At 33.9% G+C, this 7,478-nt stretch carries 2 protein-coding genes and 3 pseudogenes; 3 read left to right on the top strand and 2 right to left on the bottom strand.

All coding sequences use genetic code 11. The features are described 5' to 3' along the window. On the top strand, positions 1-123 hold a 123-nt coding region (locus GGR08_RS08695; protein WP_183194675.1), incomplete at its 5' end, for a YadA-like family protein. A gap of 1,177 nt (positions 124-1,300) precedes the next feature. Here GGR08_RS08695 and GGR08_RS08440 read toward each other — a convergent pair. After that, positions 1,301-1,543, bottom strand: a pseudogene (locus tag GGR08_RS08440) (hypothetical protein); the annotation flags it as partial. Positions 1,544-1,644: 101 nt separating this feature from the next. Further along, the gene (locus GGR08_RS07335) at positions 1,645-1,791 is read right to left on the bottom strand and encodes a hypothetical protein (RefSeq protein ID WP_183194676.1); all 147 of its coding nucleotides are present in this window, start codon (positions 1,789-1,791) and stop codon (positions 1,645-1,647) included. Between the two features lie 97 nt (positions 1,792-1,888). Here GGR08_RS07335 and GGR08_RS07330 point away from each other — a divergent pair. After that, positions 1,889-2,381 (top strand): annotated as a pseudogene (locus GGR08_RS07330) (integrase arm-type DNA-binding domain-containing protein); the annotation flags it as partial. A 2,560-nt stretch (positions 2,382-4,941) separates the two neighbouring features. After that, positions 4,942-7,478 (top strand): annotated as a pseudogene (locus GGR08_RS07325) (hypothetical protein); the annotation flags it as partial.

The raw sequence follows: 7,478 nt of genomic DNA, 5'->3' as shown, positions 1-7,478 counted from the left end.
TCTGCTTTTGCTGTTGGAGCTGGTTATACTTCTGAAGATGGAAATATTCGCTCGAATGTATCTATTACAAGTGCTGGAGGCCATTGGGGTGTAGGTGTAGGATTAAGCTTAACGCTAAATTAATAAATTCACTACAATTATTTTGAAAATCGCTCTTGTCTAACCCAAAATAAGGATGAAAAGTATGGTACGGTTAAAAGAACGATTTTCACATATAATATTGTCAGCATAGATGCTGAAAATGAAAAAGAAAAGATGTGAAGAGCGACATACTTTGCGCAAATTCGAAAGAAGCAGTGGGAAACTGGTTAGTTGTCACATGATTACCATCGAACAGTAGATGAAGATTGTTTTGGAAGATCGCTAAAAGTCAATAATTAAAAACCATATTATACATAAAAAAACTAGTAAAGTTAATGAGTTGAGTGCAATTATTTTATAAGAAACCACTTAAGAATTCACATTTTTATACGTGATTTATTATATAAGATTGTGCCATGTATGAATAGACCATAAAAAACAAATCATGATGCAAATATTGTAACGCATGTGTGTATTCAAATGAAATGAAAAGCAGTTATCATTCATAACAGTTCATAAATTTTTATCACAGCACAAATCACATTTTTAAAAATTTAGTTATTTGAAATTATTGATAACATACGTTTAAAGATCACTCTTATTTTAAAGATTGATTTGTTAATCACATAATAAAAACAAAATTATTACTCCCCCCCCCAAATTGGGGAGCATAAAATCTATATCTATTATAGCAACATTAGATTATTCTTAAGAGGATAATTATCTTGAGATAAGATAAAATTTTAAAACATTACTAAATCATATAATTACGAATTTTTATTACAATATTGAAGGAAGATTATTATTTATTTACAATATTATATTTTTTAGATTATTTATAGCTTAATTATCATATTTTCGGATATAATAGTGTAACTCACCTAAAATGTTAGTATTGTCATAAACTTTGACATTGTCATAAACAAAAGCTTTAGGGTATATTTAACAATTGCTATAATGAGATAAACTCTTTTCTCTTTTATAAAACCACCTATATCATCTGCTTTAACATTAGCAAAATGCTTAACAGCTTTGATACGATATACGATAAACCTTGTGTCCCCTAATGTTTCTTATATCACCTGTAAATTTATATTTTTTGTTTAGTAAACTACAGCATGGAAGCAAATCTCCTTAAAAAGATATTTTAGATCTTCCCCCTATTTTGGTTTTTCTAATCTGATTCTGATCTATTTTTGATAGTTCAATGTTTTTTGTTGAGTTTTGCATTGCTATAGATTTGATCACAGAATTTGAGAATAATGCCGTATTTTTGCATCGTCATACACCCGCGCATGACCATAGACATAAGCATCATCATACACCCAGCAATTGTCATCATGGGAGAGGTTATCTTCCTTTTCAATAAAACCACCTAAGTTACCTGCTTAACATCAGAAAAGTCTTTTAATGCTTTAATGCGATAAAGAGTCTGATTACCAAATACACACGTTTCATTTATGAGTGCAAACTTCTTTTGTAGGGCACAATTCCTTTATAAGGAGATTTAAATTTTAGAATGAGATGTTTAAAGAGGAGCGTCCCCGCCGCGCTTAGTGTTAATTACATTGCCTCATCATAATATTCATGATGGTAATAATCATCATCACTACCAAATTTTGGAATTGCTTCATCATGAATTCGATAATCTGATGATAAAATATTGATTTGTATTGAAGGAAAGTTTCGAATAACGCAGGATTCTCTCATTTCAAATCTGCCTATTTTGAATCAATCACAATCACTTGCTTGCACATAACAAGTGGAGCTGGTGTGTAAATAAAAACTGTATAAGAAAGGACTAAAAATGGTTCTTATGAATCAGTTTAATGCCAGATTTGTCACAACATTGGGAGCTGGAAAATATAATGATGGCCCTGCTACTTCATAAGCGTGAGATGAAGATGCTTAATGAATTTATCATTATATCATTCACGGACGTCATCGTGAAATGGAATTAGGTGCTTTGAGAGATGTCTCTTTAAAACAAGCCCGTGAATGTGCAAATTAATGGCGCTCTGTTTTACATGAGGGACGTGACCCCATTAAAGAACGTAATAAACAAAAGCGTGAAGCAATAAGCAATCTCCATTATTTTAAAAGATATTGCCGTGGATACTTTTGAAAGTCGGACAGCTGAATTAAAAGGGGATAGGAGAAATGAACATTGGTTTTTACCATTACGCCTTCATATTCTCCCTAAATTAGGCTGTATGCCCGTTTCTGAGATTACCCAAACAGAGATACGCAATATACTTGCTCCTATTTGGCATACAAAAGCTGGAACTGCTCGAACAGCAGAGTCATTTTTAGTCCGTTCTTGTACAAATTTTATCCATATACTCATTCCGCTTGTAATGTGCAAGATAAACTGCTTTGAAATGAGAGAATCCTACGTTATTTGTGATTCTCACAATATGAATAACACTAAGTTATCATTATAAATCATTGCTTTTCTACAAGTTAGCAAGGTTATCGTTAATAACATTAAATCTTATAAAAATATAAAATTTTAAGTGTTAAATTGTAATCTTGGGGATATCAAAAAGAAAAAAAATAAATTGTTAATTGTTACTTTAGCTATGTGCAATGTATGCTATAATAATATCTGGGTTAACATAAATATTTAACAGAGCTGTAAACTGTAATCTAAAGAGCAATATATACTTTAATTTTTTTACAAAAAGGCATGCTAGAATCCATAATGATACATCTCTATTTAAATTGCTAAAAAATTCTATTTTTTACTATTTTAATTATTTTTGGATGCAACAGCGATGATGATTGCATCCAAATTCCTTGGTCAAAACAAGTTTATCTAAACCACAATGATATATAAATACTTCTATAAATATTTATAGAGTAAATAATGAGGCTATAAATTTTAGAATTACTTCATGAATTAGAAAGACTTATTCTATAAATAACTCTATAAGGCAAGGCACGGTTAAAAGCTAGATTTTATAACAGTTTTTAAAAACTTACATTTTATAAAGATATTTGTTCATTGTTTTATGAAAAGTTGTTAAAAAAAACAATTCTCATAAATGTAAAAATGGGTTTTATTATGACATTCAGTTAATAGGCATTTTCCCTCGATTATCTTGATATAAACTTACCAAGTGTTTGGATTTATTTGCTACGTTTTATTTATAATGTAAGCTATTCGAATTCACTCAGATTGATATTGAGCTTAGTATTTTGAAACGTGTTCAAGGAGTATTTTGATCATGTGCTTCGTTTCAAATGAATCTCTTTAAAGATAAAGACATTATGATTAATACGTTTAGTAACAATGAAAAGCGTTACAGATTTTCTCACACTAATGGATGATATCAAAATCATAGCTACCATTTATATTTCTTTTAATAAGTTTTAATCAATCGAATAGAGCGTTTACAATGTAATACATTTTGTATATATGCATTCATTACTCCATTATGGGCAATTCATTTGAATCTTTAAAATCAATATTTAAAAGCTGAACTATATCAGTTAGCATAGCTTTCCTTTTTGGAATTCTCTCTTTTATGATAGGTTTATAACCGTAAAAAAGACGTCTCTCCTGTTTTTTATTCTGTTTTATCCATTATATTGACGACATTATCGTTTATAAACTTCACAAAAACCACTCACGCTAGCTAGTAGTATTATAGTCCCTTGCATTTCCCTAAACACGACCAAATTTTATAACATGAATTATCATCAACCCAGCAATTGCTATCATGAGGGAGATTGCTTTTATTTTCAATTCCCCCTAGATCCCCAACCTTTACATAAGCAAAGCATTTTTAATGCTTTAATGCGATTCTGAAAATAGCAAAATTCGCTCTAATTTATCAGCAACCAGTGCCGGAGATGAATGAGGTGTAGATGGTAGAATCATTCTACAATTAAAATAAACTGATAATACGAAAAACTCCCATTTAACCAAACTTTTGCTCTTGTCTGAATAAAGCATTGGCGAAAATTTTGCATTTAAATTTAGTTAAAGAGAAAGTATTTACCTGAAAGGTTATAGAGGTTTAAAAGCATAAATTTCTCATAACAACATGTTTTATAGTCACATTCTTAGTAAGACTCATTTTGTGAGAAATAGAGCCTTGCAAATAATATACGGAACAAAATCTCTCTCTTCCAGCCCATACTGCAATGCATTGAAACGATAAATTCTTATAGAGATTTCATGATTGTATAAATTGGAAAGACTCATTCTGTAATAAAATTCATTTCCTCTTGCTATTTTTCTCAAAATCCCATAAAGTCAAAAAATATCTTTTCTAAGACTCATTCTGCTAAAAATGGAAAAGGAAAAATTCATCGCAAAGGGAGGTGCGAAGAACAATGAGAAACACATGCAATTACACCTATCTTATCTCAAAACCCTATAAGAGAAATTATTGCAAAACCCAAAAACACACAGATTACTTTTACAACAAAAATAAAATAGATCCATAATAAAAGCCACCAAAATACATCTTCAGTGCGGCAATAAATATTCATAACTCCTTAAACACACCAATGAACTCTCTCACGTTAAGAATCCCAACATTCAAAAAAACACCAACATAAAAATATGTCTTTTTTACGTCCATTTCTTTTTTCATTCTCAAATCCAAAAACTTTATTGCAAAAAATACACCCTACTTAAAACAATAAAGAATCAAAACACCATTAACTTAATAATTAACCAACGCCAATCGCAAATTTTATGAAAGTCTTGGTCATTCCCATTTAGCTCTGCGATTAGATACAAATTTTATAAAGAACAAACGAAAACTACACATCCAAAATACTCCTAGAGCTGAAATGTGTCTTTTCAATGTTATTAATATATTTTTCTTATTCGGAGAATTTATTATGAAAAAAATCTATGCCACACGAATCTGCGATGGTGTAAATTATCTTCATTTTCTTTATTTATGTTCTGTAATGAAGGGGATTTTTTTTATTGCAATGGCAGCATTTTTTACGAATGTTTCTCCTGTTTTTTCAGCGAATACTGATTTTAGAAACACATTTCTTGAAGGTGTTGACAATACTGTCGTATCTTATCCACAAAGCATCATTTCTGTTGCTGGTTTGAATGTTTCTTCTGATAAATCCAAAAACAATGATTTAATATTGCTGCATACAGAGTTAATGCCAAAAGACAATGCTCTTAGTGACTACAAAACCCTTTCTGTAGGTTATGATAATTCTGTTATCAATGTTTTGGAAGAAGTCAACGATTCTGTACGTTCAATTGATCTGAGTGTTGGTAGCAAAAAAATGAAAAGAGCAGTTCCCATTCTAGGAGTTGCAAATGACCTCCCCATGGATTCGACTACGGGGCTGGAGAATTCTCTTGTCTATGGTGTACAGTTTGGGGGGAATTCTCATGCTACCCCTGTTTTCAGTAGGCAGATAGCACAGGGGAGGGATCTGCAAGGATTGGGGAATCCTATCATCTTTGGTGTACGATCTCAGGGAGATTCTCATGATGCTATTGTTGTAGGGCAGGTAGCAGAAACGCATGCTGAGCAAGGGATTGCTATCGGCTTAACTGCTTTAGCTGGTAAAAATAGAGATACTCGAAATAGCATTGCAATCGGCTCTTCTTTAACTGATAGCTGGGTTGAGAGAGAGAGGACAGTTTCAGTTGGTAATTTTTCAATAGCTTTCGGTAGTAAAGCACATAGTTATGCGGATGATGCGATTGCTATTGGTTATGAGGCATATGTATATGGAGCCGCGGCTGAAGGGATTGCTATTGGTACGCAGACAAAAGCAATGCAAAAGTTTTCTATAGCTTTGGGTTATGGGGCAGAGGCGGTAAAAGAAAATAGTATAGCTATAGGTAACAAGGTGAGGGCTACAGGGAAAGGCAGTATCGCAATCGGTTCTGAATATACTGACTATCAGGAAAGCGTACCTAATGTTACAGAGGCTCGGGGTGAATATGCAACAGCTTTAGGTTCTTTTGCTCAAGCTATAACAAGGGGTGCAGTTGCTTTGGGTTCTCGTGCACGTGCACGGCAGCCCTATACTGTTGCTATAGGATTTCTTTCGGAGGCGAGAACAAGCGACGGTATTGCTTTAGGTACTGAGTCTGTAGCGACGGTTGATAGGCATGTTGCAGGTTATAATCCTGTTATCCGAGGAGATGCAACAGATCCAAGCTTTGTATGGAGAAGTACTTCCGCGGGCGTTAGTGTTGGTGATGTTTTGCGGGGCGTAACACGGCAAATTGGAGGAGTAGCAGCGGGCACTTCAGATACTGATGTTGTCAATGTTGCGCAGCTAAAGGCATTACAAGATTCTGTGGTTGTTAAAGGTCTAGAAATTAATACGACTGATCACATTTTTAAACATGCTATAGCTCTAGGGATAAGTTCGATTTCTATGGGTAATAGCGCAAATGTTAGATTAGATGCCGAACATGCAATTGCTATTGGTACTCATGCAACAGTTAATGTCTTTGGCGGAATTGCTATTGGACAAGGTGCATATGTAATGGCATCGGATGAAGGTGCATATGTAACGGCATCGGATGAAGAGAGAAAATTGATCAATGCGATTGCTCTAGGTAATGGTGCTTTAGCTAAGGGGAATCATTCAATTGCTATTGGCACCATTGCAAAAGTCAGCGATGACCATGCGATTGCATTTGGTTATAGGGCAGAAGCCAGCAGCAAAAATTCGTTTGCATTTGGTTGGGATGCAAAAGCTAGCGACATCAATGCGCTTGCGTTTGGTAAAGATGTACAAGCATTAGTTCAAGATGGTATCGCCTTGGGTTCATTTTCTGTGGCTAATGTTGCAGCTGGTGTTGGAGGATATAACCCCAGTATTAAAGCAAATTCAGATGAAAATACAAAGGACAATATATGGTGGAGTAACCTTGGTGCACTCAGTATTGGGAATGTTGAGGCAGGTAAAACCAGACAGATTGTAGGTGTTTCAGCTGGTACGAACGACACCGATGCGGTGAATGTTGCGCAATTAAAAGAGTTACAAAATTACGTGGATAAAGGCTGGAAGCTGTCTGTTGATGGTAAAAATACTAAAGTTGTGGGGATAGACGATCCGGTGGATTTAGCTTCTGGAAGTAAGAATTTTGAAATCATCAAAGGCGTTCAAGACAATAAGATACAATTTGATTTAGCAAAGGACATTGCACTGGATAGTGTAAAAACAGGCATGAATACTTTAGATAAAAAAGGCTTAGTAATTTCTGGAGGTCCCCAAATAACCACCAGGGGTATTGATGCTGGAGGCAAAAAAATAACAAATGTTGGATATGGAGATATTTCTGTTGACTCTCATGATGCCATTAATGGTTCTCAGCTTTATACTTTGGGTCGCAGTTTTGCGAGATCTTTAGGCGGTGATGGTAGCTATGAGGAAGGCCAGTG

The sequence above is a fragment of the Bartonella fuyuanensis genome, from assembly GCF_014197255.1.
In the GTDB taxonomy this organism is placed as follows: domain Bacteria; phylum Pseudomonadota; class Alphaproteobacteria; order Rhizobiales; family Rhizobiaceae; genus Bartonella; species Bartonella fuyuanensis.
Note: the sequence above shows the minus strand (reverse complement) of the source record. Positions and strands in the feature narration are given on the sequence as shown.

Bases quoted from the DNA above. Each gene is read 5' to 3' on its own strand.
- GGR08_RS07335 (WP_183194676.1), bottom strand. From the start codon at position 1,791: ATGAGAGAATCCTGCGTTATTCGAAACTTTCCTTCAATACAAATCAAT.